The following is a 24,487-nucleotide window of genomic DNA, read 5'->3' as shown; positions in this document are numbered from 1 at the left end:
TTTCAATGTCTCATAGATTGCGAAGAAGCACAGTTTTTAAAAACCATAAAAGCTGGGTTTAGTTTCGTGCTGCCATTTTTAGGTCTGAGCTAATATTAATTTTCGGGGTAGTTGAGCAAAGGCAGCCGATCGTTCTGGCCGGCTGCCTCATTCTGCTCTGAATTATGCTATCGTGCCCAGTTAGCGTAATGACTAAAGCTTACCCTTAGAGACTTCTGATAATAAATACTCTGTCTTTTCAATAATCTTCTCAATATCTCTTGTACGAAATTCGCATATTGGTTGCTCCCAATCCGCTAAGTCATCATCACGTGCATCCAACAAGACAAGTATATACTCACCATTAGGGCTAAATTCTGGGCGCCAACTTAGGTCCAGTAATCGTTTTCTATCCGAATGTTCGAATTGAAATATATCCTCACTAAATTCCCATTTGTACCTATAATCATTATCTTTAAACAAGTCCGGGCTAGTTTCAGTAAACTGATTATATGAAACTATCCATCCCGCTGGAATCCTTAAAGGAACTAGAGGAGGACTCATCTTACACCACCCCTATTAAATCTCAGTAACGTACCCCATTAGCTTGTGATGATTTTACAGATATTCATAGGTTTCATTTGGATTATTAGAGAAGTACTTAAATGAGTCAACATTAAACTTTCCTGTCATGTATTTATTAAATCCAGCTAAGTTCTTACCAAAAGCAGTATGTGGATTAGAAAGATAGATGATGTCTTCTTCATCAGAATATTTCTTTAGTGATACAATCTCATTATTTTCTTCATCCAAAACATCAATAATGATGTAATCGTAGTAGTAATCCAGTTCTCCAGAATCAGTTATGCTCCATACCCATTTTTCATGTTCGAACGGGCTGTTATAGATAAGCTCAGGCGAAGACATAGATATACACCCCCTATTGCCCAAAGGATTATCCATATACTACCACATATTGGAACTATTTTGCCCGTTACTTCAACGAAAAAGGAACAGTTGCCTACCGCGGCGATCTGTTCCTGGTCTTTGCACTATCGTACCCAGTTAGTTCAACAAAGTGATGCCTCGCCTAAAACCCTTCTTCCTCGATTGCTGCCAGCATATGCTGATATATTTTTCGTGTTGTATTTAAATTCCTGATCGTCATTTGTTGATACAATTTTGTACCAACCAATTTTGTCATACTTATTTTATTCACGTTTATTTTTTCTATCGCCCATAGGATCGCGCCCGGAGCGTACTTCACTGTTTCGATCTCCGGTTTTATGGCCAGTTGATCGAGTACGGATTCCTCATTGATATCTTCCCATAGGAACAGGACGTCGCATCTCATTTTGTCATTGTTTATCCATGCTTCAGGAATCGAGGATATCACTTCCCTCATGTCTTCCAAGCTAAGGACCAGTACCTTGATTTGCAGTCCGAAAGTTTCCAGAATAGCTTTTTCGAGAATTTGCGCTATATCCTTTTTGGCGCTGCAGGCAGTTGTAAAAATGATATTGCCCGTATTGATATAAGTAACAGCGTTTTTCATACCGGCTTGCTCGAATGATTTTTTAAGTATTTTCATATCTACTTTGTTATTTCCACCAACATTGATTCCGCGAAGCAAAGCAGTATAGACCATAATTACCTCTCTTTTGTCGCTATTAGCTTATGTCTTCAATGACTGCAATTCCATCTATTTCAAGAAGACAAGACGGACGCGAGAATTCTGAAACAAATAAAACGGTGACCAAAGGTGGGTGATCTAACATACCGGCCGTCTCCTGAAACGCTTCGTAACCAATCCTGGGGTCGCTTCCGCTAACTAAATAGATATTGAGCTTGACCAGATTGGCGAAACTTGCATTTTCAGAAGCTAAAATCGTTTTGATATTATTAAGCGCCTGTTTTGTCTGCAATTTCAAATCGCCGACTCCAATCAGATCGCCTGTTGAATTAATTGCATTTTGGCCGCCAATATATATTGTTTTTGCCTTTCCGCTTACAGTAATCACTTGACTAAATGCTGTTGATTTGAATATACCCTCCGGATTTTTATGCTCCATTTTAAAAGAAGACATCGGGGTTTCCTCCTTAGTAGGAAGTTGACAGAATTCGGAACAGCTTACCGCGGGCATTCCTGTCGTTTCATCAAATAATACATATAATCAGTTGGAGTCCCGCCATACCCTTGCTGCCTCAGCATCGCTGTCACATTGCCCCGGTGATACGTCCCGTGGTTGACTACATGACGCAGGATCTCAGAGAAATGCGTATCGATTCGGCCGTACTGCGGATGCACGATCGTCATCGCCATGTCTGGATCGGACGTACGCCGCAGCAACTCTCGAAATTGTTCAGCGAGGCAGGCAAAAAGCTGCCGCATCTCGTCCACAGATTTATCCTTCGCTTCCTCCGTCCAACCCTGGATCTTCGGAAAAATGTCCTCGTTCGGAACTTTCGCGAGCACAGACAGGTAGATCTGTTCGAACAAGTACATATGCCCGAACGTTTGCGATACGGACGGGAACACGCTCGTCACTTCCGCATGGAACACATGCACAGGAAGCTGCTCCAAGCAGGTGAAGAACTGATTATTTGCCCACACATGATACTCGTACAAATTTTGCGGGTTTTGAGTCATGGATGAAATCACCTTCCTTTGTTTGGAGGTTGTGTGGCTGCCGCAACCTTGTCTCTATGGTATACCAGATTTGCTGACAACTGTTGTCAGGGGAGTTCAATCGGGAACGTCTTCATAATGTTTTGCTATTCCATATGCCATTTCCTGAATTCGACGCCTCAGCTCCATCGGCTCCCGAATGCGAATGGTCGTTCCGAATGTCACCAGATACTTCGGAAGATACTTGTTCATCGTCGGGATATCGAGCAGAAACCGCGCTTCTCGATCGGTCCTCTCCGTCAAATAGTGGCGCAAATGCCAGTGACCACAAACCGCCTTCATCGTGTCGGGATCTCCCTCGATACAGATGACCGTCAGAGGTCCGTCCGCCTCCCGTACCCGTTCGGACTGGTCGCGGAAATAGACGGCGGCAGAGAAATGCTCCGGCTTTTCGAATCCCAATCGAGTCGGCTCCAGTCGTTCGATACGGTCCACACGGAAAGTCCGTACCGCCTTCGACCGATGGCAGAACGCGACAGCGTACCACTCGTTATGGTCGTAAGCCAACCCGTACGGATCAACTTCACGCTCGTTCGCTTGCTCTGCATTTACTTTGCGATAGGTCATGCGCAATGTTTGTCCGTCCATCGCCGCCTGCTCCAGGTCCCGTAACAACAGAACAATGGAAGGCGGTCGTGCCGGAGAAATTACATCCAAGCCGCTCGTGTGACGGGGCAAATCGTGGCGCTGCTCTTCGTGCAGCCCGTTTTCCACCTTCTTCAACACGCTTCCAAGCTCCTCCGTATAAGGATAGCCGGCGCCTTGCGAAAATTTAAACGCGTCCGCAAGCGCCTTCAGCTCTACGTGGGTGAAGAACAATGGCGTCTCCTTGAAGGTTTCCAGAATGCGAATGCCGCCGTCATGTCCCGATTCTGCGACGACCGGCACTCCGCTTGCGCATAAGGCGTCGATATACCGGTACACGGTACGGATGCTAATCTCCAAGCTGTCCGCGATCTGCGCGGCGGTGTGCTTCCTTCCGGATCGCAGCATCCAAAGCATGGACAGCATGTTATCCCATTTCGCCATCGGAATTGACCTCTATTCCTGCATAATATGTTTTAATATATCCTCGCGGTTGAAATATAGAAATTATACCCGTGACTATTTATGTTTCTCTACCCGGAAGTCATCAGTCCAGAGATGGACTAAATCCCTGGATTCGTTTATCTGCTTCATACAGCCTCCAAAATTCAGTTAAATTCATCAAATAACCACTCCTTAGAACTATTTCATGTAGGTTTGCATTAAATGGGAGTTTTAATCGATCATTTTGTACGAGCTTGTCAATTAGCTTAATAATGGATATGTAACTATTCACGTTATAGTTGTGAAGACTCATATTCCTTCACACGCCGGTAAAATGTCCGATGTTTCATATCTAAGGTCTTCATTGCCGAGACAGCCATTATCCCCCCACCCTTCCATTCCTTATATACTTGAACAAAGTTAGAATCGATTTCCTGCTTCGGTCTACCAAACTTTACTCCATCCGCCTTGGCAACTTCTATCCCTTCGGCTTGCCGCTGCCGATTCTTTTTACGCTCCTGCTCGGCCACATAGGCAAGTAAGCTTAAAAATTGATCCTCCATCACTTTCCCAAAGTCGCCCATCGTCCGAAACTTCCGTGAATCAAACAACGTTTGATTATCCAAGCAGACAATATCTGCGTTCACTTCCCGCGTAATGTACTTCCATTCGGCTATAATCCCGTCATAATCACGACCCAGCCGGTCGAGCGCGTCGATATAAATTAAGTCGCCTTCTCGAATCATCAATCGCATGGCCTGATACCGCGGCCGATTAAAATCCTTGCCACTTAATTTGTCTACAAATATATAACGCTCGTCAACCCCAAGTTCCCGGAATTTAATCAGCTGCCGCTCGGGATTCTGATCTTTTGCAGAAACCCGCCCGTACCCCATTTCCATTTGGTAATCTCCTCCATATTTCATGCCAAAATATCCTATCATTTCATGGCACATGAGGCTACGTCCAGAAATTTGTTTTTTCTTTTGTAGTTGTTTTTTTGTTTGCTTTGGTTCCGTCCCCATTATCGTCCCCAAAACAATTTCAACTTGACCAAAAGATTCATGAATCATTTCATGGATAACTAAAAAACCCTTGCTACGCAAGGGTTTCATCAAGATAGGTTGTATGGAGCCTAGGGGGATCGAACCCCTGACCTCATCGCTGCCAGCGATGCGCTCTCCCAGCTGAGCTAAGGCCCCGTGAATCATGGCGACAAGTAAGATCATAGCACAGGAAAGTTGTACCTGTCAATCGTTTTTCTTGCTGCCATTGGAGAGCAAACTGTTTAGTTCTTTCATGAACATGTCGATATCTTTGAACTGCCGGTATACCGAGGCGAAACGCACATAAGCAACCTCGTCCACGGGATACAGCTGCATCATCACCAGCTCGCCGATTTCGCGGCTTTGCACTTCGGCCTGCGCTGTTGTACGCAGCTCTTTCTCGGCCTCGGATACAATCACTTCAAGCTTCTCAACCGGCACGGGACGCTTCTCGCAGGCCCGGATAAGACCGCGCAAAATCTTGTCGCGGTTGAACTCTTCTCGGCTGCCGTCTTTTTTGACGACAATCAGCGGGGTTTCTTCAATCATCTCGAACGTTGTGAATCTTCGGGTGCATTTCTCGCATTCGCGGCGGCGGCGGATCGACTTGTTGTCGTTCGCAGGTCTGGAATCCAATACTTTGGTTCCCGCGTAATCGCAATACGGACATTTCATCGGATTTGTTGACCCCCATCTTTGAAAAAAAATTTCCATACGTTTCCTGTAATGAAACTCGTGCAATCGCACATAATACTTGTACCAACCGCAAGGAGGTGAAAGACAATGAGTTCAAACCGCAGCAGCAACCAACTGGTTGTACCACAAGCCAATGCAGCGCTCGACCAAATGAAATATGAAGTCGCGCAAGAGCTGGGTATTACGATCCCACAAGACGGTTACTATGGTAACATGGCTACGCGTGACGCTGGCTCCCTTGGGGGTTACATCACTCGTAAACTGGTACAAATCGCCGAGCAATCCATCGCAGGTCAGTTTAAATAAGGTTCACAGGATTTATAATGGAAGCTTTGGCAGCCGCCCTCATGGGCGGATTGCCAAGGCTTCCTTATTATTTTGCCGCAAATTCAGGGTAAAGCTTCTTGTATTTATTATAATAATAAATGACGCGCTGTACATAGTGGCGGGTTTCCCCATATGGAAGCTTGTCCACCGTCTCCAGCTTGCCATCCCATGTTCCCTCCGACATCCATCGGTTTACTGTCCCCGGTCCCGCATTGTAAGCCGCAACAACGGCATACGTGTTGCCCTTGAACTGCTGCAGAAGCGAGTTCAGATACCAGGAGCCAATTTCAATGCTGATGTCAGCGCGGCTGGCAATTGCATCTTGGGTCACATTGGAGAATTTGCCCTTTTCCACAATCCAGTTGGCCGTATCCGGCATCAGCTGCATCATACCGATGGCACCTTTCTTCGATACCTTATTATTGCTGAAATTCGTCTCCACCCTTATAATAGCAGCCACCAGATGCGGGTCCAGCCCATAGTTGACGGAACTGATCTTAATGTCGGATTGGTAATGGATCGGATACATCCAGCGGTTCATCCAGTCGGATTTCAGATACAGCAGTACCAGCACCGCAATAATCAGAAGCAGCAGTACACGTTTTTTAAATATCTTCCTCACCATCACGAAAGTCCTTGCTCACGCCAAAATTGTTCAATTTGCGCCTCTGTGTTTTCAAGAGAACCGCTATTGTCTATTACGAAATCTGCAAGCTTTCTCTTCTCTTCAATATCCATCTGCAGCCCAATGCGTTGCTCCGCTTGCTCAGCTGTCATGGAGTTGCGTGCCATCAGCCTCTCCATCTGCAGGTGGCGCGGTATATATACGACAATGATTCCCCTGTACAGGGAAGCTTGTCCCGTCTCATACAAAAGCGGAATATCCGCCACAATCAGTCCGCTTGGGTTCTCCAGCTCAAAGGCATTCATTCGCGACCACATGGTCGCCCGGATCGCCGGATGCAGAATACCCTCAAGCTCGTCCAGCTTCTCTCGATTGCCGAAGACGATCTTCCCAAGCTCTCCCCTGTTCATCGTTCCATCCGCATTCAATACGGCCTGCCCGAATACAGCCGTAATTTGCGCCAGCGCAGGCTCGCCGGGAAGCACAACTTCCCGGGCAACCTGGTCGGCATCGACAATTTTCGCTCCCCGTGCGGACAGCATGGCGGATACCGTGCTTTTGCCGCAAGCGATACCGCCTGTTAATCCAACTATCATACCTTCACCTCATAATGCCCCTTTTATAACAACCGCAAAATCCCCATCATAATCAGCATAATCCCCGGTAATACCGATAGTGCGCGCATTCCCTGCCAAGCTGCAAAACGAAACCCCAGCCGCATCCCGGCAAGCAGGAACAGTCCGCTGGTGGTTGAAATGATAAATGCCGTCAACAGCGGCGACAAGCCGACCATGGCTGCGCCAAGTCCCGCTCCGAAGCTGTCGATCGAGAGGGCGAAGCCAAGCAGCACAGCCTCTGACGCCGAAATAATACCGGAGCGGTCCACATCCGCAATTTGCGGCGTCCGCAAAATTTGAATCACGATCCCCAGGCGCTTCCATTCCAGCAGCAGCACAGGCACAGCCGGCGTAAGTCCATTCATTTCCGCTGCTGAACCGGATGGCTCAGGCTCTTCCGGAACGCTTTCCTTGGTTTCCCTGCGTCTTCGCCATAATTGAAACAGAGCCCAGCAGCCGATGACCATCAACAAACTTGCGCCGATCCACTTCGCCGTCAGCGGCGACAGATGGCCGGTCAGCATGGAGCCGATCTGCATGGACAGCCAGACAACAAAACCCGAACAGAGAGAAATGATGACAATGGATACGACCGGTATCCGAATCCGTCGTAATCCGTACGTTACACCAACGCCGAAACCGTCCAGACTGACGGCAAAAGCAAGCAGCAATAATGAAACGACATGTGCCAGCAACCGATGTCCCTCCCATAACGGCGACTGCTTTAAGCTTGCCCCTGACCGCCAATCCATCGGCTTGGAAGCAGGTAAGCTGTGCATTCGCCCATTAACATGAACGGTACATCATATGCGGTTTCTCCTCAGTCGTTCCTTATTTGCGCGAGAGCTTGCCCGCTTTGGACAGCCTGGGTACAGGCTGGCAGCTCGTACAGATATGGGTGCCTCTGCCCCCTACCACAAGCTTTTCGATAAACTGTCCGCAGCGGCTGCAGGGTTCATTCTTCCGGCCGTATACGAGCAGCTCATGCTGAAACATTCCCATCTCGCCTTGTCCGTTCACATAAGACTTGATGGAGGAGCCGCCCGCTTCGACCGCCCGCCCCAAGGTGGCGATGATTGCTTGATGCAAGCGCGCCCATTCAGCCGGTTTGATGGAATCCGCTGTCCGCTCGGGATGAATACCCGCCGTGAACAGCGCCTCATCTACATATATATTGCCAAGCCCCACGACATATTCCTGATTCAGCAGCAGCGGCTTGATTTTGGTCGTCCGTTTAGCCAGCTTCTTCTTGAAAGCCTGCAGTGTAAAAGCATCATCAAGCGGCTCCATGCCGAGTTTGTTAAGCGGCGGCAGCGTGAGCTCCTCGCCCCAATCAAACAGGTGCATCGTCCCGAACTGGCGGACATCCTTATAACGCAGCTCCGTATCGTCGCTAAAATGAAAGACCACATGCGTATGCAGCTCGGATGGCTCCTTACGATCATAGACACCATAGCGCCCTTCCATACGCAGATGGGAAACGAGCACCAGGCCATCAAGCATAATCCGCAGAAATTTCCCTCTACGTTCGACCGACTGGATCGTCCGGCCAACAAGCAGGGCTGCAAATTCATCCGGCGCTTTGGGCCGCTGTATAATCCGCGGCAGCGAAACGGTCACCCGCTCTATCCGCTTTCCCGCCACAAGCTGGTTCAGTGTCCGCCGAACGGTTTCCACCTCCGGCAATTCCGGCATTTCCTTCACCTCCGACACAACCCTTAGGCCTAAGCAGCATAGAAATCTATGCCCGAAGCCCCCGGTTGGTATTCTAGTATAACCGATTCTTGACCCAAACCGCCTTATTTCGCTTCGTACCAATTCACTCCGTAATTGACGTCGGCTTTGAGAGGCACATCCAGCTCCAATGCGCTTTCCATAACTTCCGGCACGAGCGTCTTCATCAGCTCGAGCTCATCCTCCGGCACCTCGAACACCAGCTCATCATGCACCTGCAGCAGCATGCGGCTGCGAAGCTTGCGCTCTTGCAGCTTCTCGTCCATCCGCACCATAGCAAGCTTGATAATATCAGCTGCCGTGCCTTGAATCGGCGTATTCATCGCCGTTCTCTCCGCGAAGGAGCGTAGGTTGAAGTTGGAGGCTTTGATATCCGGCAAGTATCTGCGGCGCTCCAGAAGCGTTGTCACATACCCGTCCTGACGGGCTTGTACCACAATATTGTCCATATAGCCCCGCACACCGGGGAAGGCTTCAAAATACTGTTCAATAAACCGGGCCGCATCCTTGCGTGTAATATTCAGGTTATTGGACAGCCCAAAATCGCTGATCCCGTACACAATGCCAAAATTAACCGCTTTCGCCTGACGGCGCATGTTGCTGTCCACCTCTTCGGCGCGCACGCCGAACACATCCATCGCGGTCTTGGTATGGATGTCCATATCCTCGATAAAGGCTTCCTTGAGCTTCTCATCGTTGGAGATATGCGCGAGCACGCGCAGCTCGATCTGCGAGTAATCCGCTGCCAGAATGGTCCAGCCCGGCTCCGACGGAACAAACGCTTTGCGGATGCGGCGTCCTTCCTCCAGCCGGATCGGAATGTTCTGCAGGTTCGGAAACTGGCTCGACAAGCGGCCCGTTGCGGCAATCGTCTGCCGGTAATACGTATGCACCATGCTGCTGTCGCGGCGGATTTCCTTCAGCAGTCCTTCAATATAAGTGGACTGCAGCTTCGCCAGCGTCCGGTATTGCAGGATGAGCGGTATAATCCCGTGGTACGGCTCCAGCTTCTCCAGGACATCGGCATCGGTGGAATAGCCGGTCTTCGTCTTTTTCATTGCCGGAAGGCCGAGCTTCTCGAACAAAACTTCGCCCAGCTGTTTCGGTGAACCGATATTGAATTCCATCCCCGCATGCTTATAGATATCGCTTTTACAGCGGGCGATTCCCTGCTCCAGTTCCTTGCCCAGTTCCTCCAGCGTGCCCGCATTGACCCGGATGCCCTGCTTCTCCATCCCTGCAAGCACAATGGCGAGCGGCTGCTCCAGCTCATAATACAGCTTGCTCATGGCGCCTTCCTCCAGCGCCTTCTGCTGCAACGGCACAAGCCTGCGGACCGCGTCCGCCTTGGCCGCCAAATGACGGGCCAATATCTCCCGCTCGGGAATGCGGAACTTGGCTCCCTTGCCATAGACCGACTCATCCGACTGGATGGCGGGAAGCTCATAGCGCTGCATCAAATAAACGAGCGTCTGGTTAGACTCCGTCGGATCCAGCAGATAAGCGGCAAGCAGCACGTCAAAATCCGTACCGCAAAGGTCAATGCCATTCCAATGCAGCGTCAGATCCGCTTTGTGCAGATCGTAGCCGAATTTCCTTGCTTCCGGATTGCCCAGCCATAGACGCACGGGCTCGCCCGCCTCAGCCAGCAGTTCTTCCGAGGTAAGCACCAGAACCCGCTCCTCAACCGGGATCGCCAGCCCAAGCAGCACTGCATGATGCGGATTATCGCCCACTGCCTCGATATATACATTCTCCGCTCCGTCCAGCAGTCCGCTCAGCTCAGATGGGCTCAGTTCATTCAAGGCCACGATATCGTAATTCGCCTCCGCAGCCACAGCGCTATCCGCCCCAAGCTCCGGCAGATCGAGCCGCTCCATGAGGGACCTGAATTCAAGCTTGCGGAAAGCATCCGCCAGCTGCGCCTTGTCGTAGCCGTTATAGGCCTCCACACCCTCCGCATTGTCCAGGGGAACCTCGCGGAATATGGTGGCCAGCTTCTTGCTCATTCGCGCGTCCTCTTGATGCGCCGCGACCTTCTCCTTCATTTTACCCTTGAGCTCGCCGGCATGGGCCAGCACTTCCTCTACGGTGCCATACTCATGGAGCATCTTGAGCGCCGTCTTCTCGCCCACGCCAGGAATTCCGGGAATATTATCCGAGGCATCGCCCATCAGCCCTTTAAGATCGATAATTTGCAGCGGCGTCAGGCCGTATTTATCCTTAATTTCCTGCGGATTATACCGCTCGACCTCGCTGACGCCCTTACGCGTCAGGGCAATTGTCACATAATCGGAAGCCAGCTGCAGCATGTCCTTGTCCCCGGAGACAATCAGGGTCTCGACCTTCTGCTCATCCGCCATCCGCGTCAAGGTCCCGATAATGTCATCGGCTTCATATCCAGGCAGCTCAAATTGGGCAATTCCGAAGGAACGCAGCAGATCCTTGAGCACCGGAAACTGCTCGGACAGCTCCGGCGGCGTCTTGGCCCGTCCGCCTTTATATTCCTCATATCCCTCATGGCGGAAAGTTACCTTCCCCGCATCGAAAGCAACAAGCATATGCGTTGGCTTCTCTTCCTCCAGCAGCCTCAGCAGCATGGTGGTGAAGCCGTACACCGCATTCGTATTAAGCCCTGCTGAATTCGTTAATGGAGGCATGGCATAAAACGCCCGAAAGACAATGCTATTTCCATCAATCAATATCCATTTATCCATACGAAAGGCACACCTCACCTTGGTTTTCCTATGATCTATCATAGCATAAAGCGGGCAAGCTTTCCCATCAAGTCTATGCTCAAACACGAACATTCCACATATTACAGTTTCCCTTGCTCCCACAGGCAAATCCGCAGTCTGAAAATATGAAAAACAGCCGCGCAACCGGGCTGTTTCCAATTTTTTATATTACCCGCAACAATCAGGATAATTTAGGTATCCGCTTCCATAATTGTGGGCGGCGTACGCGTTAAATCGTTAATATTATCGCTAACCGATAGCCGGCTGCGGCCTGCCGAGCAGATAACCCTGCGCATAATCCACGCCCATATCACGCATATGCTGCAGTTCTTCCTGCTCCTCAATTCCCTCGGCAACAATGGAAATGCCCATTTTGGCGGCAAATTCAGTGAAAGTATGCACGATTTGCTCCTTCATGGCGTTCAGATGGATGCCGTGAATAAGCGAGCGGTCGATTTTGATGAAATCAGGCTGCAGCTCCACGATCGACTGCAGCGAGGAATATCCCGCCCCCGCATCGTCAATGGCGATTTGATAGCCCTGGTTGCGGTAATGATCGAACATTTTCTTGGCCGCCCCAAAATCCTCGAAGGAGCTGCGCTCGGTAATTTCAAATACTACATTATGGGGCGACAAGCCGAAGCGCTCAAGCAGATACAGGGTTTGTCCGGGAGTGAATGAAGGGTCGTTCATAATTTGCGCCGTCATGTTAATAAACAGCTTTTGACCGCTGGCCAGCCCTGCGCTGCCTTCAATAGCCCGCTCGCGGGCCAGCCTGTCCAATCCATAAATCATTCCCTCCTCTGCCGCATAAGCAAATAACTGCTGGGGTCCTTCAAACCAACGCTTGTCGGGAAAACGGGAGAGCGCTTCATAACCGTACACATCCCCGCTGCGCAGAGAATAGATGGGCTGATACACCGGAAAGATGTCACGGCTGTGGAGGAGCTGTTCGAATGCGCGGCGCTGAAGACTCCGCTCGGTAGCCGAAGCCCGCTGTCCGTGCACAATCGCCTGCTTGATCCCTTCATACCATTGATCCCCCTGCTCATCCCGCTTGCCCATAATGGAAACACCGGCGTGCAGCTTCAGCTCCTGAACATCGCCATCGAATGAGTGATCCATGAAGCGCCTGCCCCACTCCCGCTTGAACCTGCTCCCGAGCTCCAGCAGCTGCTCCTCCAGCAATTCCTCGCGGGCTTCCGGAAGAGGCAGCCATATGTATAAATCATCGCGCATCCAAACAGAGCTGATCGCAAGCAGATTGGTCCTGTTATGCTGAGCGATGGCATGCTCGGCAAAAGCTCTCCAGCTGCTGTCGATGACCTGCCGGATATCAGTACGATCCTTTGCCTTGCCATGCCATGCCAAGTATATTATTCCTGTCGCTGCACTTTCTTCGGGACGTAAACTGTCTGGTGCTTCAAAGCTGTTATGTTGTCTCACGTCTACAATCGTTCCTCTCCCGGTTGCTTTTCAATAACGTCCCCTGAGATATAAGCGCTGCCTTTAATCGCCTTCGCCTGTTTTTTGAGTCGTGCTGCGGCTTGAGAAACAATCCCCGGCGTAATGGGGCAGTCTGCATCCCAGAGGAGCAGTGATAACGACAGGCTGACGCCTTCTTGCTCCACCTTGTTGCCGCTCCGGTCGATCACCATCGATACGTCGGAGCCGCCGTAATGGAACTTGACGCCTCCGTCGAACCGCTCCAGAATCTGTATGCACAGCTTCTCCGGCTGCGGATGATCCGAGAGCACGATAAAATCATCGCCGCCGATATGACCGACGAAGTCGCCTTTTCCGCCGTTCCCCCGGCCCGGTATTTCCTGCAGCACTTCAGCAAGGAACCGGATGAGCTCGTCGCCCTGACTGAAGCCGAAACAGTCATTGAACCATTTGAAATAGTCCAGATCGGCGTAGATCATGGAGAAAGGCTTGCCCCCATCAATGCGTCTTTTGATCTCCCGCTGGATGGCTCCATTGCCGGGCAGCCCGGTGAGCGGGTTCGCAGTCCGCGCTTCCTCGGTGCGCAAATTCGTCATGCACTCCAAAATGGACCGGATGGATGCCGCGCCAAGCAGCTTGCCGTCCCGCGTGATGGTCACCACATCATACAGCCGGGAGATATCCCGGCCCATGGCCATCTGAGCGACCTGTTCCACAGGCAGGTCGGCATCCACCACAAGCGCATCGTCGTCCATCATCTTCTCGATGGAACGGTTCCAATACAGCGGAAGACCAAACTGTCCTGCCAGCATCTGATGCATTTTCTCTTTCATCACAAGTCCGACAGGCCGTTCCTGATTGACGACAATCGCACCCTGAAGATACTGATTTTCCTCAAACATCCGGGCTACCTCCGATACCCGCGCGCTTGTGCGGAAGGTCGGGATCGTTTTGGCGAGGGCGCCAATGGAGTAGGACATATCGCCGTCATTAACGTCCAGACCATTCTCGACGCGCGGATACGGCCTGGCTTCGGCTTCCTGATAAGACACCTCGCGGGCAGCTGCGCTTTCGTCCCGCAGCCGGTACCGCATAACCGAGACAAGAGCTTCTTTAATGGCATGGTAGACCATCGCCTCTGCAGAGCGGCCGAGGCCCGATGGCAGTACCGAAGCGCTGCCGATGGCCATACGCTGCCGGCCCCTGCCCACCGGGGCTGCGGAAACCACTTTCATCATCTGCTGACGAAGGGTATTGACCGCATTCTCCAGAAGCAGATCGAGTCTCTCATCCGACTTGTTGCGCTGAAAAAAGAAGAAGAAATCGCTCTCCATCCGGTAACGCCAGATCAGGCGCTTCTGCTCCGTCACCCATGTCTGGAGCGCTTCAAGCACTGCTGCTCCGCTCACCGGCAGGTGCATGATAATAACTCCGATTCCCCCATGATGCCAGCGCTCCGTAATACGGTGAATCATCGTGCGGTCCAACAGACCATATCCGATATCGTCCACAAGTATCCCTCTTTGGTTGGACATTTTGACTGCTCTAATAGTTCAATTGTACCAGTCGTTTGTGAAATAAATATAGCCGCTTTGTTAACGTTATGTAAAAAAAGCAAAATAACCGGCTCTCATCCTCTGAGCTCCGGTTATGCGTGTGAAATACAAGCCTATGGTTGAATCGTATGGCTGCAATCGCGCTTATTCCCCAGCATCTTTTTAGCCAAAGCGCCCGGAGATGTAATCGTCCGTCTGCTTCTCAGCAGGATTGGTGAATATTTTATGAGTCTCATCGAATTCAACCACTTTACCCATATAGAAAAAGGCGGTTTTGTCCGATACGCGCGCGGCCTGATGCATATTATGGGTCACGATCACAATACAGTAATCGCGTTTGAGCTCGGCGATCAGCTCCTCGACCTTGGATGTGGACACCGGATCAAGTGCCGAAGCAGGCTCATCCATCAGAATCACCTTCGGTTTAACCGCAATCGACCTGGCAATGCACAGCCGCTGCTGCTGTCCGCCGGACAGGGCGAGCGCGGATTGGTGAAGACGGTCCTTCGTTTCCTCCCACAGCGCCGCCTTGCGCAGGCAATCCTCCACAATTTCATCCAGCACTTTCTTGTTCTTGATGCCGTGGTACCGGGGACCAAACGCAATATTCTCATAAATGGATTTGTGGAACGGATTCGGACGCTGCCACACCATGCCGATACGCTGGCGCAGCAGCACCACATCGACACCAGTGTCATTGATATTGATTCCGTCCAGCCATATCTCTCCCGTGGTACGGACACCGCCAATGGTATCGTTCATCCGGTTGAGGCTGCGCAGGAAGGTGGACTTCCCGCATCCCGACGGACCGATCAGGGCCGTAACCTCGCGTGCCTCAAAATCCAGCGACACGCCCTTGATCGCTTCCTTCTCGCCATAAAATACACTCAGCTGCTTGGCTGACAATTCTTTTTCCTTAACATTCATGAAAAATGCCTCCCCTCTCCTATGCTGGTTACTATTTGGTGGCCGTGAATTTACGATGCAGTCTTCTTCCGAACCATCTGGCCGCAAAGTTAAACAGCAGGACCATGATCAGCAGCACAGCTGATGCGCCGGCGGCGATTTCACCTGCATCCGGAGCAAGGCCTTCGCTGTTGATTTTCCAAATATGAACGGCCAAGGTTTCGGCCGGCCGGAACGGATTGAGCGGGGAGAACGGGCTGAGCGGATTCCAATTGGTGAAATCCAGCCTTGGCGAACTCATTCCTGCCGTAAACAGCAGCGCGGCTGCTTCACCGAATACACGGCCCGAAGCCAGAATTGTACCGGTTACGATCGTCGGCATGGCGATTGGCATCATTACCGAGGTAATCGTCTTCCAGCGGGAAAGGCCAAGAGCCAGACTCGCTTCCTTCTGCTCACGCGGCACACCGCGCAGCGATTGCTCCGTAATCCGCACCATGAGCGGCAGATTGAATACCGTCAGAGCAAGCGCACCGGAGAATAAGGAGAAGCCAAAGCCGAACAGGTTGACAATGACCAGCAGGCCGAATAATCCGATGACAATCGACGGGAAGGAGGACAGAACCTCAACCACGAGACGGATGGAATCCGTCAGACGGCCCGGCTTGGAATATTCGCTCATGTAGATTCCGGCGCCGATGCCAAGCGGAATCGTAATAATTAAAGTCAGTACCAGCAGGAATATCGAGTTGAACAGCTGCGGCCCGATTCCTCCGCCCGCCTTGATCGTCTGCGGCTCTGATGTCAGAAAATGAAAGCTGATATGTCCAAGGCCGCGGATAATAATGTAGCCGAGAAGCCCTGCGAGAATAAGGACAATTAATGCGGATACGATATAGATAACGGCTGTAGCAATCTTGTCTGCGACTTTGGCGCTCATTGTTTATTTCTCCTTTCCAGGAAACGAACCACGAATACGAACACAAACGTCATGGCGAGCAGGATCAGAGCCAGCGACCACAGCGCGTTGTTATGCGCGGATCCGGTAACTGTATTGCCCATGCTCAAGGTGATGACGCTGGTTAAGGTAGACGCTGACTCGAATAAGGAATGGGGGATATGCGGCGCATTTCCGATAACCATCTGAACTGCCAGCGCTTCACCGAACGCACGGGACATGCCAAGCACAACGCCGGTCAGAAGCGAAGGCAATGTGGTTGGAATGACAATGCGGTAGATCGTCTGCCAGCGTGTAGCTCCCAGTGCATAGGAGCCTTCTTTCAGACCAAACGGCAGGCCTGCCAGCGCATCCGTTGCAATTGTTGTGATCGTTGGCAGAATCATAATCGACAGCACGATGGAGCCTGCGGCAATCCCGATCCCCTGCCCAGGGAAAACCGAGCGCAGGAAAGGCACAACAATGCTGAGTCCTACAAAACCGTAAACGACAGACGGGATGCCTGCAAGCAGCTCAATGACGGGCTGAAGCACGCGGCGACCGGCGCCAGGCAGGATTTGGGTCATAAATATGGCTGCACAGCATCCGAGCGGAGCGGCAATGCAAGCTGCCAGAAGCGAGGTGCTGAATGAGCCGAATATGAACGGCAATGCGCCAAACGACGGGATATCACCCTCTGGAGACCATTTCAATCCCGTCAGCAGTTCACCTACGTTTACGCCGCTCACAAAAAACGTGCTCAATCCGCGGGAAGCTACAAAATAAACGATCGCTACTATTGTGACGATAAGTACAATGATGCAGAGGGTCGTATATACCTTGCCGACCCATTCTTCCATTATGTGCGGTTTGATTTGTTTATGATTCGATCGTTGTTGAACAGGTTGCCCGCCCGCGGCCTGCCGCTCCATAGTACCTCTCCTTAATGGCCAAGAAGAGGCGGATGTCTCCACCTCTTTGACTGTTTATTGATTATTTTTTTTAAAGCAGTATTTCCTGCAAATGAAGAAGCTTGCTGCGCAAGCCAGAGGAAGGCGCAGCGTATTTCATTACTTCGTTACAGTGCCGGCAACGTCGCGTTTAATCTGCATTTTGCTGATCGGCGTGTAGCCAAGCTCAACTACGTCATTGTCTTGAACTTCCGGGCTCAGCATGTAATCCAGGAATGCTTTGGCAGCTTCATTAGGCTCGCCTTTGGTGTACATGTGCTCATATGCCCATACTGGATAGTCGCCAGTTACTACATTTTCTTCTTTTGGATCTACGCCTTCGTATTTCAGGGTTTTGATGGTGTCGTCGATGTACGAGAATGCCAGGTATCCGATTGCGCCCGAAGTATCTGTAACCAGTTTCTTAACTGTACCGGAAGCATCCTCTTGAATGGAGCCCGGAAGGTCTTCCGATTTCATGCCCAGTGCGTATTTCTCGAAAGTTGCGCGTGTACCGGAGCTGGATGGACGGTTAACGATTGTGATGGCTTCATCTTGGCCGCCAACATCTTTCCAGTTTTTCACTTTACCTGTGAAAATATCAACCAATTGTTGTTTGGTCAGATTGTCGACAGTTACGCTTTTGTTGACAACAGTCGCCATAGCAACAACCGCTACTTGGTGATCAACAAGCTCTTTGGCTTTGTCTGCGTCAGCATCGACAAATTTCTCTTCTGCGAAAATATCCGAGTTGCCGATATCCGCTTGTCCGGCTTGAACTTGCGTAAGACCTGTACCGCTGCCTCCGCCTTGTACTTGAACGGTAATGCCGCTGTATTTTTCATCATCCATAAATTTTTTCGATACTTGGTCGACAAGCGGTTGAAGCGCGGATGAACCAGTTGCCAGAATCGATCCGGTAATTGGCGTTTCTGCTGCTGCATTGCCACCTGCGTTTGTTGCTGTGTTTCCGGTGGTATTTCCACCTGCCTCTGTATTGGTTCCAGCATTTGCAGCATTGCCGGTGTTGGTTTCGTTGTTTTTAGCCCCACAAGCTGCCAGACTGATTGATAACAAGACCACCGTTACAAGTAACCCTAACTTTTTCATCTCTTTGGTTTTCTCCTTCCGTTTCGCACGGTTATTTGATTTACAAACTCATTATAGGTCGCTGGTGTTAATCTGATATTTTCTAAGTGTTAACGCTATGCTAAAAATGAATAGAATTATTGTATAATGGTGAGGCATATTATATATTTAATCTATAAATTTAAAATGAAGGGGCTTCATCGTCATGAGTATATTAAGGATGAAGATTATTGTGCTGCTGGACAGGCTTAAAAAAGTCACTGCGGTTGCCGATGAGCTGGATCTCAAACAGCCGACAGTAAGCTTTCATATGAAGAAGATGGAGGAAGAATGGGGAATTCCGCTGTTCGAGATGAAGACCGGCAAGGTGCTGCTGACCGAAGCCGGCAAGACGCTTCATCACTACGCGCAGCAAATTGATCATATCTACGGGGAGGCTCAGGCCCGACTGCAAACACTCCGCCAGACGGGCAAAAACCAGTTTATTATCGGCTGCACGGATCTCGCCGCTTCCCTCGTGCTCCAATCAGGTGGTTTCCGGCTCTCTCAGGTGCCCGGCGACCTGCTGCTGTCCATCAGAACCGGAGGAGAGAGTGAGCTTCATGCCCTGCTGGAAGACGGAAGCGTGGACCTGGTATTAAGCGGTCAATGGGTCGATAACGCAAGCTTGTCGTGCGAGCCCGTAGCCGAAGACGAGCTGGCCCTGATGATCCCGCGCGATCATCCATTAACGCGCTATTCCGGGCCGGGCTCATACCGGCTGAGCGGTCATCCATTCACCCTGCTGGAGGAACCTTCATTAATGAAAATTGTAAGACAATGGGAAAAAGACGAACAGGTCACGCTGCAGATTGAACAACTGACCGATCGCGTCGATTTTGCTCTGGATGCGGTCCGCTCCGGAGGCTGCCTGTGCATCCTGCCTTCGAGGGTCAACCGGCAGGCGCAGGGCGGTGTTCCATTCATAAGACTTCCCGGCAAGCTGCCTTCCTGGAAGCTGTATGCCGCGTGGCGCACTGATTTTCCCCGTCCGCAGCTCATGCCTTATTTGATCGATAAACTGCGCATGAGCATGTCTCTGCCCGAAGCGGATGTGTAGAGCTTGCCTATTCATATTAAAAAAAGACTATCCTGTCAGGTCAAATGACTTTAGGATAGCCTTTATATCTTCTAATGTGTCCACGTTAAAGCCGTCGAAGGAAGCGGAATTAAGAGTTCAGGTCCGGACGCGATCCGGTAACCAGATAAACCACGCATTCTCCGATGTTCGTCGCATGATCCGCAAAACGCTCGATGTAGCGTCCGACAAAGCTGAGCAGGTTCGCTTGCGAGATGGTTTTCGGATTTTCCATCATGATGGTGAACAGCTCGCGAATAATTTGGGAATATAAAGCATCCACCAGATCGTCGTCTTTGGCCATTTTATAAGCCAAATCTGTATTTTCCTGTATAAAAGCCTGAATCGATTCCCGCGTCATCATCTGCACGATTTCCGCCATGCGGGGCAAATCGATCAGAGGCTTAATAAGAACCTGACCTTCCAGACGCACAACCGCTTTCGCGACATCGACGGACAGATCGCCCATCCGCTCCAGGTCGCTGGCGATTTTGAAGGCAACGAGAATTCGTCTCAGATCCTTGGCCACGGGCTGCTGCGTAGCGATCAGCTTGGCGCCGAGCTCGGATATTTTATCCTCGATCTTATTCAATTCCTTATCCTCGGCAATCAGACGCTTGGCTTCCGTAACGTCCACATTCTCCAGCGCCTGCATGGAATCGCCGATTGCCTTTTCTACACGTTTACCCATTTCAACGATATGCGATTTTAGTTCATCAAGTCCTAAATCAAATTCTTTTCTTTGGGTCATCATAATGGCATGCTCTCCTTTATCTTAGCCGAACCGTCCGCTTATATAATCTTCCGTTCTTTGGTCGCGAGGATTGGAGAACAGCTTCTCCGTATCCGAGAATTCTACGACCTCGCCATTCAAAAAGAAAACGGTCTGATTCGAAACACGAGCCGCCTGATGCATGTTGTGCGTGACCATTACAATGGTGTATCTGTCTTTAAGCTCCTGGGCCAGCTCTTCAATTTTCAGGGTAGAGATGGGGTCAAGGGCAGATGTCGCCTCATCCATAAGCAGAATGTCGGGGTTAACCGCAAGCGCTCTTGCAATGCACAGCCGCTGCTGCTGTCCGCCGGACAGACTCAGCGCCGAACGCTTCAGATAATCCTTCACTTCTTCCCAAAGGACTGCCGAACGAAGGCTTGTCTCGACGATTTCGTCCAGCTTCTGTTTATTGCGGATGCCGTGCAGGCGGGGTCCGTAAGCCACATTGTCATAAATCGACTTGGGAAACGGATTGGGCTGCTGGAACACCATACCGACCTTTTTGCGAAGCGTCTCGACATCAACTTCATTGGAATAGATGTCGGCGCCGCCAACCGAGATGCGGCCTTCAATGCGTGTTCCTGCAATCATGTCGTTCATCCGGTTTAACGTGCGCAGAAGCGTAGACTTCCCGCAGCCGGAAGGCCCGATGAAAGCAGTGATGGCCTTCTCCGGGATGTCCATTGATACATCTTTGAGCGCATGGAAGGTTCCGTAATACAAATTCAATTTTTGAATATCGATTAATGCTTGCATGGCGGACTCCTCCGTGTCGTGGACACACGTCCACATCAATAGTAGTATTGTATAGGCAATTTGTAAAAGTTGTTTGATGGTTTTGTTAACGCCATATTAAATTTATTGTCCCAGCTGCATTTCGTTCTTGAGCTGCTGCATTTCCCGGATGACACTTTCGGACTGGTTGTAAGCCTGATTGGACAGCGCTCCTATGTCCTTGGCGCTCCTGCTGTTGTTCGCCGCTGCTTGAAACAGCTGGTCAAATACTTCAAAAGCTGCCTCCACATTGGACTGGCTCGACAAGGCATTTGCCCGCCCCGCTCCAACCAGCTCCACCGATTGCTTCACAGATTCCAGAATCGACCGGATCAGCGAATTGATTTGATCCGCGGATTGCTTGGTCTGCGTCGCCAGCTGGCGGACTTCATTGGCAACCACGGCAAATCCTCTTCCATGCTCGCCCGCACGCGCCGCTTCGATCGTGGCGTTCACGGCAAGCAAATTGCATTGGTCGGCAAGATCCCGGATAAGCTTGGACACCGAACTGATCGAGCTTGCACGCTCCTGAAGCTCGCCAATCTGGCCTTCCTGCCTGGTCGTGTTGTCATTCAAGCTGCGGAAGGCAGCCGTTACTTTGTCCAGCTCTTTCTTGCCCTTCAAGGTCAGGTCCACCATAGTCTCGGACATTTTTTCCCCTTGCTCCGAGGCACTCAGCACACGAACGACTGATTGGTCAATCTCCTTGATCATGGATTCTGCTCCATGAACGGTACGAATTTGCGATTCGATGCTCAGCCGCTGCATCAAACGGGATAGATGAAGCAGATCAGCAACCGACAAAATGCCTGTCAGATGCTCCTGATCCGTAACAATAACACAATCGTATAAGGTTTTCTCGTCCCGTCCAAGCGCAAGGTCCAGCAGCTTCTGGGGCGAGGTATGTATGTCTATGATGAGTGGATGGGCATCCATAAGCTTCACAATGGAGCGGTTGTAATATAATTCTCTGCCGAAACGGTGGGTCTGTATGACGGTTAAATTCCGTTTCATCACAAGTCCCCTTGGCTTGCGGGCATCGTCGCATACAATCACGCAGTCGCAATCCGGCTGCGAACCAAACTGCTGAATGACCTCCTGGCAGGTATGAGAGGCATATACAACCGGAGCTGTTCTAATGAATTCCAGCCATTCCTGATTCCGCTGCATAGGCTGGCCGGTCACAACTGACGGTTCTTCCAAAGCTTCCATGTATGTCGTTGACATCACGTGCTCCTCCTCATGAATCATTCTATAGCTATACTATAGGAAGAAAGGATTATCGTTGATGCATTGAAATGTAAAGTCTATGTCAAATAACAACGGTTTTATCCCGATTTATGTCGAATAAATCAAGAAATTGAAGTTATTATGAGTCTTTAGACCCATTCAATGGTGACGAGCACAGATGACCTTCTTCAGAACCAAGCTGGTATTTTCCAAATACATACGGAAATAAGCCGCCCTGCAGGACAGCTTTTCCGTTTTACAGTATGCATTTCATACGATAAGCTTGCCTTCCAGATACGTTTTGTTTCTAAAAATAAACTTGGGAGCTATCGCATTTTGCGGGAATTTATCCATAGCGGAACACGGAAGAACAAATTGATCAGAAGCACGACAAACACAAGCACCGCCGCTGCCTTCTCCGCAATTTCCGTCGCATCCGGAACAATCGCCTCCGACTGGACATACCACAAATGCACGGCAAGTGTTTCACCGGGAGAAAATAAACTGAAATCCCACATTTCGCCTGAAGTCGAGACGCCTGCTGTCAGAATGATTACCGCGCTTTCACCAAATGCTCTGCCAGCCACCAGACAAATCCCGGTGATAATGCCGTTCAGCGCAACAGGCACAAGAACACGGCGGATTGTCTGCAGATGCGTGCCGCCAAGGGCGAAGGATGCCGTCTTCATTTCCTGCGGAACCGCTCTGATCGCTTCCTCGGTGACACGGGTCAGAACAGGCAAATTCAAAAAAGCCAGACTGACCGCGCCGCCGATTATCGTCAAACCGATTTGAAAAGCTTCTACGAAAACCGCGATCCCGAACAAACCGAATATAATAGAAGGAACAGATGCCAGACCTTCAACGCAAATACGGACAAAGGCGATAAATTTATTATCCGGGGCGAATTCCGAAAGATAAATACCGGCTGCCATCCCCAGCGGAATAGAGATAATCAGCGAGATGATCAGAACATAGAAGGAATTGAACAAGGTCGGACCGATTCCCCCGCCTTCGTCGATCTCACTGGGAAGGCCTACGAGAAAGCCCCAATCCAGTTTGGGTATGCCCTTCTGTAGAATGAGGAACAACAGGCCCAGAATAAACAGGACGGTGACGATTCCTACGCACCATACGACCAGCGTAAAAATGCGGTTGTTGATGTGATTCATGCTTTTACGCGAAGCGAATGGATTGCCTGCCGGCTTGATTTCCGGTTTCATTATGACTTCGCTCCTTTACGCTGAATGACACGAACGAGAATGATCATAATCAGCGAAATGATAAGCAGCAGAAAACCCATCATATAAAGCGCATAGTTCCAGGTGGAATCGAACGGCACATTGGAAATCTGCATGACGATATTGCTGGTGAGAACGGCTGTCGGCTTGAACAAGGCGTTAGCCAGCTGAGGCGTGTTTCCGATAACCATCACCACTGCCATCGTCTCGCCGATCGCCCGCGCCATTCCCAGAATGACCGCGTACATAATCCCGCTTTTTGCTGCAGGCAGCACAACCTTGAAGATTGTCTGGAAACGGGTTGCTCCTAGCGCGTAGGAAGCATCGCGGTATTTCTTGGGTACGGACACGATGGAATCATCGGTAATCCGGCTGATGGTCGGGAGCACCATAATCGTCAGCACGATGGCAGCGGCGAGCAATCCGTCTCCCAAGCTGGTGCCTGTCAAGCTGCGAAGCATAGGGATAAGTATCGTTAAACCCAGAAAGCCGTATACGACAGAGGGAATGCCGACGAGCAGATCCATAATGGGGCGCAGACCGGTTTTCAGCCAGGCAGGCGTCAATTCCGCAAGGAAGATCGCAATAATAACCGAGATCGGAACGGAGATCAGCATTGTCAGAAAGGTTAAAGCAAGCGTCCCGAAGATGAAAATAAACGCTCCGTACTGCTCATTCTCCGGTACCCATTCCGAGGAGAAGAAGAAGGTGAGCGGCGACACGGTTTGAAAAGTCAGAATGCCGGTTCGTCCCATGAAGAACAGGATTGTAAAGAGGATCAGGCAAACGAAGACTGCGCATGCGATGCAGATGAGTTTGAAGGTTTTGTTGTAAAACGATAGTCTGGTCTTGCGGTCGAATGCGCCGGCAGAACTGGATTTGAGACTTTTTCCCAAATCGGCGCCGGTGAAAGCCTGGCTGGAAGAAGGCGCTTCAAGCATATCAGGGTCATCCTTTCGTCATTTTTCATGAAGAGAAGCCAGCCT

Annotated in this window: 26 protein-coding genes and 1 tRNA gene; 2 read left to right on the top strand and 25 right to left on the bottom strand. The window is 50.6% G+C overall.

Going from position 1 to position 24,487, the window contains the following annotated elements; genetic code table 11:
* Positions 1-192 precede the first annotated feature (192 nt).
* From AC0YNV_RS18595 to nrdR, 9 genes are all read right to left on the bottom strand, one after another.
* Positions 193-543 (bottom strand): hypothetical protein, encoded by a 351-nt coding sequence (locus tag AC0YNV_RS18595; protein ID WP_475769356.1) that lies wholly within the window; start codon positions 541-543, stop codon positions 193-195.
* A gap of 54 nt (positions 544-597) precedes the next feature.
* Complete coding sequence (locus AC0YNV_RS18590; RefSeq protein WP_475769355.1) at positions 598-906, bottom strand: hypothetical protein; 309 nt, start codon at positions 904-906, stop codon at positions 598-600.
* 163 nt (positions 907-1,069) lie between these two features.
* Entirely contained in the window at positions 1,070-1,627 is a 558-nt protein-coding gene (locus AC0YNV_RS18585) for a DUF1697 domain-containing protein (protein ID WP_475769354.1), read from the bottom strand.
* Between the two features lie 22 nt (positions 1,628-1,649).
* Positions 1,650-2,066: a RidA family protein gene (locus tag AC0YNV_RS18580; RefSeq protein ID WP_475769353.1), complete on the bottom strand. Its 417-nt coding sequence runs from the start codon at positions 2,064-2,066 to the stop codon at positions 1,650-1,652.
* Positions 2,067-2,110: 44 nt separating this feature from the next.
* Positions 2,111-2,629: a DinB family protein gene (locus AC0YNV_RS18575; RefSeq protein ID WP_475769352.1), complete on the bottom strand. Its 519-nt coding sequence runs from the start codon at positions 2,627-2,629 to the stop codon at positions 2,111-2,113.
* 96 nt (positions 2,630-2,725) lie between these two features.
* Positions 2,726-3,697: a helix-turn-helix transcriptional regulator gene (locus AC0YNV_RS18570; protein WP_475769351.1), complete on the bottom strand. Its 972-nt coding sequence runs from the start codon at positions 3,695-3,697 to the stop codon at positions 2,726-2,728.
* Positions 3,698-3,990: 293 nt separating this feature from the next.
* Complete coding sequence (locus AC0YNV_RS18565) at positions 3,991-4,599, bottom strand: recombinase family protein (RefSeq protein ID WP_475769377.1); 609 nt, start codon at positions 4,597-4,599, stop codon at positions 3,991-3,993.
* A 227-nt stretch (positions 4,600-4,826) separates the two neighbouring features.
* Positions 4,827-4,899: transfer RNA gene (locus AC0YNV_RS18560), tRNA-Ala, on the bottom strand.
* 48 nt (positions 4,900-4,947) lie between these two features.
* The gene (nrdR, locus tag AC0YNV_RS18555; RefSeq protein ID WP_210037426.1) at positions 4,948-5,418 is read right to left on the bottom strand and encodes a transcriptional regulator NrdR; all 471 of its coding nucleotides are present in this window, start codon (positions 5,416-5,418) and stop codon (positions 4,948-4,950) included.
* Positions 5,419-5,526: 108 nt separating this feature from the next.
* Between nrdR and AC0YNV_RS18550 the strand changes: the two genes are divergently transcribed.
* Positions 5,527-5,745 carry an alpha/beta-type small acid-soluble spore protein gene (locus tag AC0YNV_RS18550; RefSeq protein ID WP_210037425.1) on the top strand — a complete coding sequence of 73 codons (219 nt, stop codon included), beginning with the start codon at positions 5,527-5,529 and terminating at the stop codon, positions 5,743-5,745.
* Between the two features lie 67 nt (positions 5,746-5,812).
* Here the strand turns inward: AC0YNV_RS18550 and AC0YNV_RS18545 are convergent, their stop codons facing one another.
* From AC0YNV_RS18545 to AC0YNV_RS18495, 11 genes are all read right to left on the bottom strand, one after another.
* The gene (locus tag AC0YNV_RS18545) at positions 5,813-6,391 is read right to left on the bottom strand and encodes a lytic transglycosylase domain-containing protein (protein WP_475769350.1); all 579 of its coding nucleotides are present in this window, start codon (positions 6,389-6,391) and stop codon (positions 5,813-5,815) included.
* Positions 6,391-6,987 (bottom strand): dephospho-CoA kinase, encoded by a 597-nt coding sequence (coaE, locus tag AC0YNV_RS18540; RefSeq protein WP_475769349.1) that lies wholly within the window; start codon positions 6,985-6,987, stop codon positions 6,391-6,393. The genes AC0YNV_RS18545 and coaE overlap by 1 nt, the downstream gene beginning before the upstream one ends.
* A 23-nt stretch (positions 6,988-7,010) precedes the next feature.
* Positions 7,011-7,703, bottom strand: a complete 693-nt coding sequence (gene ytaF, locus AC0YNV_RS18535; RefSeq protein WP_475769348.1) for a sporulation membrane protein YtaF — start codon at positions 7,701-7,703, stop codon at positions 7,011-7,013.
* 136 nt (positions 7,704-7,839) lie between these two features.
* Positions 7,840-8,703 (bottom strand): DNA-formamidopyrimidine glycosylase, encoded by an 864-nt coding sequence (mutM, locus tag AC0YNV_RS18530; protein WP_475769347.1) that lies wholly within the window; start codon positions 8,701-8,703, stop codon positions 7,840-7,842.
* A 104-nt stretch (positions 8,704-8,807) separates the two neighbouring features.
* A complete protein-coding gene (gene polA / locus AC0YNV_RS18525) occupies positions 8,808-11,459 on the bottom strand; it encodes a DNA polymerase I (protein WP_475769346.1) in 2,652 nt (883 codons plus the stop codon).
* A 270-nt stretch (positions 11,460-11,729) separates the two neighbouring features.
* A complete protein-coding gene (locus AC0YNV_RS18520; RefSeq protein WP_475769345.1) occupies positions 11,730-12,851 on the bottom strand; it encodes an EAL domain-containing protein in 1,122 nt (373 codons plus the stop codon).
* Positions 12,852-12,928: 77 nt separating this feature from the next.
* Positions 12,929-14,461, bottom strand: coding sequence for a GGDEF domain-containing protein (locus tag AC0YNV_RS18515; protein WP_475769344.1), 1,533 nt, complete (start codon positions 14,459-14,461; stop codon positions 12,929-12,931).
* A 183-nt stretch (positions 14,462-14,644) separates the two neighbouring features.
* Complete coding sequence (pstB, locus tag AC0YNV_RS18510) at positions 14,645-15,409, bottom strand: phosphate ABC transporter ATP-binding protein PstB (RefSeq protein WP_210037418.1); 765 nt, start codon at positions 15,407-15,409, stop codon at positions 14,645-14,647.
* A 31-nt stretch (positions 15,410-15,440) separates the two neighbouring features.
* The gene (gene pstA / locus AC0YNV_RS18505) at positions 15,441-16,328 is read right to left on the bottom strand and encodes a phosphate ABC transporter permease PstA (RefSeq protein WP_210037417.1); all 888 of its coding nucleotides are present in this window, start codon (positions 16,326-16,328) and stop codon (positions 15,441-15,443) included.
* Positions 16,325-17,185, bottom strand: a complete 861-nt coding sequence (gene pstC / locus AC0YNV_RS18500; protein ID WP_475769376.1) for a phosphate ABC transporter permease subunit PstC — start codon at positions 17,183-17,185, stop codon at positions 16,325-16,327. Before pstC (AC0YNV_RS18500) ends, pstA (AC0YNV_RS18505) begins: the two co-directional genes overlap by 4 nt.
* Before the next feature lie 210 nt (positions 17,186-17,395).
* Positions 17,396-18,385 (bottom strand): phosphate ABC transporter substrate-binding protein, encoded by a 990-nt coding sequence (locus AC0YNV_RS18495; protein WP_475769343.1) that lies wholly within the window; start codon positions 18,383-18,385, stop codon positions 17,396-17,398.
* A gap of 184 nt (positions 18,386-18,569) precedes the next feature.
* Here AC0YNV_RS18495 and AC0YNV_RS18490 point away from each other — a divergent pair, with 184 nt between their 5' ends.
* Entirely contained in the window at positions 18,570-19,463 is an 894-nt protein-coding gene (locus AC0YNV_RS18490) for a LysR family transcriptional regulator (RefSeq protein WP_475769342.1), read from the top strand.
* 109 nt (positions 19,464-19,572) lie between these two features.
* Here the strand turns inward: AC0YNV_RS18490 and phoU are convergent, their stop codons facing one another.
* From phoU to pstC (AC0YNV_RS18465), 5 genes are all read right to left on the bottom strand, one after another.
* On the bottom strand, positions 19,573-20,232 hold the full coding sequence (phoU, locus tag AC0YNV_RS18485; RefSeq protein WP_475769375.1) for a phosphate signaling complex protein PhoU: 660 nt from the start codon (positions 20,230-20,232) through the stop codon (positions 19,573-19,575).
* A 24-nt stretch (positions 20,233-20,256) separates the two neighbouring features.
* On the bottom strand, positions 20,257-21,012 hold the full coding sequence (pstB, locus tag AC0YNV_RS18480; protein WP_379112820.1) for a phosphate ABC transporter ATP-binding protein PstB: 756 nt from the start codon (positions 21,010-21,012) through the stop codon (positions 20,257-20,259).
* Between the two features lie 102 nt (positions 21,013-21,114).
* The gene (locus AC0YNV_RS18475; protein ID WP_475769341.1) at positions 21,115-22,257 is read right to left on the bottom strand and encodes a methyl-accepting chemotaxis protein; all 1,143 of its coding nucleotides are present in this window, start codon (positions 22,255-22,257) and stop codon (positions 21,115-21,117) included.
* A 329-nt stretch (positions 22,258-22,586) separates the two neighbouring features.
* Positions 22,587-23,483: a phosphate ABC transporter permease PstA gene (gene pstA, locus AC0YNV_RS18470; protein ID WP_475769340.1), complete on the bottom strand. Its 897-nt coding sequence runs from the start codon at positions 23,481-23,483 to the stop codon at positions 22,587-22,589.
* Positions 23,483-24,442: a phosphate ABC transporter permease subunit PstC gene (pstC, locus tag AC0YNV_RS18465; RefSeq protein ID WP_475769339.1), complete on the bottom strand. Its 960-nt coding sequence runs from the start codon at positions 24,440-24,442 to the stop codon at positions 23,483-23,485. Before pstC (AC0YNV_RS18465) ends, pstA (AC0YNV_RS18470) begins: the two co-directional genes overlap by 1 nt.
* Between the last annotated feature and the right edge of the window lie 45 nt (positions 24,443-24,487).

The organism is Paenibacillus sp. JT31N11, from assembly GCF_056269285.1.
Note: the sequence above shows the minus strand (reverse complement) of the source record. Positions and strands in the feature narration are given on the sequence as shown.